The following is a 3523-nucleotide window of genomic DNA, read 5'->3' as shown; positions in this document are numbered from 1 at the left end:
CCCTGGGGGCGGGGGGTGAAGCCCACCGCGTGGTTGGAGGAGGCGAAGACGATGCGCGGGACGCCTTCCTCGCGGGCGGCCTCGTACAGGTGGTGGGTGCCGACGATGTTGGCGCCGAGGATCTTCTCGAAGGGGGCTTCCAGGGAGATGCCCGCCAGGTGGATGATCGCGTCGACGCCCCGTACGGCCTCCCGTACGGCGTCCCGGTCGGCGAGGTCCGCGACGATCGCGTCCGGCTCGCCCTCGACCGGCCGCAGGTCCAGCAGGCGCAGCTCGTAGCCGTACGCGGGGAGCAGCTCCCGCATCAGGGTGCCGAGGCCTCCTGCGGCGCCGGTGAGCAGAACGGTGCGCGGAGCGGGCATCCTCGGGTCTCCTTGGGGCAGCGGGGCAGCGGGGCAGCGGGGCGAGGGGTCAGCGAGGCCGACGGGGTCGGCGGATGTGGCGCGCGAGTGCCCCCGCGGCCGTATTCATGGACGTTATTCACATGCGTGGACACGCTAAGGATCTCTCGCCTGCCGCGTCAAGTGTCTCGCGGAGCCGGGGAATCCGCCCCCGTCTGGTGGTTTGCGCGCTTGACCGGGGCTTGGATGCGTTCATAGGGTGAGTGCGTTCATAGATGTGGACATTAGTCAGAAGAACGCACGCGTCGTCCCAGGGAGAGCCCGTGACGCCAGCCCCGCTCGCCGAACGTCTGCGCGTCCCCACCGGACCGCTCTTCTTCCCCGTCACCGCCTACGGCCCCGACGGCTCCCTCGACCTCGACACCTTTCGCGCGCACATCCGCCGCGGGATCGACGCCGGGGCGGCGGCGGTCTTCGCCTGCTGCGGCACCGGCGAGTTCCACGCGCTCACCCCCGAGGAGTTCGAGACCTGCGTGGCCGCGGCGGTGGAGGAGACGGCCGGGCGCGTGCCCGTCGTCGCCGGCGCCGGCTACGGGACCGCGCTCGCCATGCGCTACGCGCGCCTCGCGCACGCCGCCGGCGCCGACGGACTGCTCGCGATGCCGCCGTACCTGGTGATCGCCGGCCAGGAGGGGCTGCTGCGGCACTACCGGGAGGTGGCCGCCGCGACCCCGCTCCCGGTGATCGTCTACCAGCGCGACAACGCCGTCCTCACCCCCGAGACGGTCGTCGGACTCGCCCGCACGGACGGGATCATCGGGCTCAAGGACGGGCTCGGCGACCTCGGCCTCATGCAGCGCATCGTCAGCGCCGTCCGCACCGAGGCCCCCGGCGACTTCCTCTACTTCAACGGCCTGCCGACCGCCGAGCAGACCCAGCTCGCCTACGCCGCCATCGGCGTCACCCTCTACTCCTCCGCCGTGTTCTGCTTCGCCCCCGAGATCGCCCTCGCCTTCCACCGGGCGCTCGCCACCGGCGACGAGAGCACCGCGCACCGCCTCCTCGACGGCTTCTACCGCCCCTTCGTCGAACTGCGCGCCCAGGGCCGCGGCTACGCTGTCTCCCTCGTCAAGGCGGGCGTACGGCTGCGCGGCCTCGACGTGGGCGAGGTGCGGCCCCCGCTGCACGAGCCCGGCGAGGACCATGTCAAGCAGCTCGCGCAGCTGATCGAGCGCGGCTACGCACTGCTGGAGGAGGACGCGTGAAGGCGTCGGCGTTCGTCTACCCCTGGGACGTCAACGGCGACCCGCGGGCCCCGGGCCGCATCGCCGCCCTCGGCGTCGGGCAGGTCACCCTGGCCGCCGCCTACCACTCCACCCGCGCCCTGACCCCGCGCCACCCCCGCCACCGCATCGTGACCGCCGAACACGCGGCCGTGCTGTACCCGGTGGACGGCCGCTGGGACGGCCGCGCCCTGCGGCCGCACCCGGCCGGCGACTGGGCCCCCGGTGACGCCTACGGCGAGGCCGCCGCCGCGCTCGCGCAGGCCGGTCTGGAGGTGCACAGCTGGGTCGTCCTCGCCCACAACTCCCGCATGGGCGCCGAACATCCGGACACCTGCGTCGTCAACGCGTACGGCGACCGCTACCCGTGGGCCCCGTGCATCGCGCAGCCCGCCACGCGCGCGTACCTCGTCGACCTGGCCGCCGAGGCCGCCGTACGGCCCGGCGCGGCCGGCACCGAACTGGAGTCCCTCGGCTGGTACGGCCTCCAGCATCTGCACGCCCACGACAAGACCGGCGGGGTCGGCCTCGGCGAGGCCGGGCAGTACCTCATGTCGCTCTGCTTCTGCCCCTCCTGCCGGGCCGGGTACGGCGAGCGGGGCCTGGACCCCGACGGCCTCGCGGCGGCCGTACGGACCGCGCTGGAACCGGTGTGGCAGGGGCTGCCGGACGACGGCGGCTGGGCCGGTGTGGAGAAGCTGCTCGGCGCGGAGCCGGCGGCGGTCACGCGCGCGTGGCGGGACGCGACCGCCCGCTCGCTCCAGGAGGAGGCCGTCGCGGCCGTCCGCGCGGCGGCGCCCGAGGGCTTCCAGGTGCTGCTGCACGCCGACCCGGTGTCGTTCCACGTGGGCGCCAACCCGGGCGTCGACCCCGCGCACATCCTGTCCGTCGCCGACGGCGTGGTCGCGCCCTGCGCGGGCGGCCCCGCCCTCCTGACCCCCTTCGCCGGACAGCGCCGCGACTCCGCCGTGATCGCCGCCAACCTCACCGTCGTCTCCGGCATGGGCGGCAGCCCCGGCACGCTCGCCGCGGACGCGGCACGCGCGCGTGAACTGGGCGCCACGGAGATCCGCCTCTATCACGCGGGCCTGGCGTCGGACGACGACCTGGAAGCCGTCCGCAAGGGACTCGGCGCGCTCTGAGCGGACGCGGCCGGCCGCGGAGCCCTTCCGGGTCCGCGGCGAAGTCGTCGCCCGTCCCGCGATGAGTTCGGGCCGCCCCGCCGGTCTCTCCTTCAGACACCCATTGCGAGGAGCGGCAGATGACCGGCACCGACACCCATACCGACACCGGCACGGCGATCATCGATCTCGGACCCCAGACGCGGATCGTGGCCCGGCTCGCGGCGGGCGTGCGGGACGAGCAGCTCGGGGACCGGACGCCGTGCCCCGCGTACGCGGTCCGCAACCTGCTGGGCCACCTCACCGGGCTCGCCGTCGCCTTCCGTGACGCCGCCCGCAAGGAACTCGGTCCGACCACCGACACCCCGCCGGACTCCGCCGTGCCCGACATCGGCCCCGGCCGGCGCGAGGAACTGCCCCGCGTCCTCGGCGAACTCGCCGAGGCCTGGCGCGACCCGGCCGCCTGGACCGGGATGACCCGGGCCGGCGGCGTCGACCTGCCGGGCGAGGTCGCGGCAGCCGTGGCCATCGACGAACTGGTCGTCCACGGCTGGGACCTGGCCCGCGCCACCGGCCAGGTGTACGTCCCCGACCCGGCCGCGCTCCAGGCGTGCCACGCCTTCGTGGTGGAGGTCGCCGCGGATCCGACCGGCGGCAAAGGCATCTTCGGGCCCGTGGTGCCGGTCCCGTCGGACGCCCCGCTCCTGGACCGCGCGATCGGCCTGAGCGGGCGCGACCCGGGCTGGACCCGCGAAGGGGCGTCCGACGGGACCGGCAC

4 protein-coding genes are annotated in these 3523 nt (G+C 74.8%); 3 read left to right on the top strand and 1 reads right to left on the bottom strand.

Annotated elements, in window-relative coordinates:
• A partial coding sequence (locus tag P1P75_RS40605; protein ID WP_319264804.1) for an NAD(P)-dependent oxidoreductase occupies nt 1-362 on the bottom strand: 362 nt, incomplete at its 3' end.
• 302 nt (nt 363-664) lie between these two features.
• Between P1P75_RS40605 and P1P75_RS40600 the strand changes: the two genes are divergently transcribed.
• The 3 genes from P1P75_RS40600 to P1P75_RS40590 all read left to right on the top strand — a co-directional run.
• Complete coding sequence (locus tag P1P75_RS40600) at nt 665-1606, top strand: 5-dehydro-4-deoxyglucarate dehydratase (protein WP_319264801.1); 942 nt, start codon at nt 665-667, stop codon at nt 1604-1606.
• Nucleotides 1603-2766 (top strand): hypothetical protein, encoded by a 1164-nt coding sequence (locus tag P1P75_RS40595; protein WP_319264798.1) that lies wholly within the window; start codon nt 1603-1605, stop codon nt 2764-2766. Before P1P75_RS40600 ends, P1P75_RS40595 begins: the two co-directional genes overlap by 4 nt.
• Nucleotides 2767-2885: 119 nt before the next feature.
• Nucleotides 2886-3523: TIGR03086 family metal-binding protein (locus P1P75_RS40590; RefSeq protein ID WP_319264795.1), on the top strand; the 638-nt coding region annotated here is incomplete at its 3' end.

Origin of the sequence: Streptomyces sp. ID05-39B, assembly GCF_033794725.1 — a bacterium.
GTDB lineage: Bacteria > Actinomycetota > Actinomycetes > Streptomycetales > Streptomycetaceae > Streptomyces > Streptomyces bobili.
Note: the sequence above shows the minus strand (reverse complement) of the source record. Positions and strands in the feature narration are given on the sequence as shown.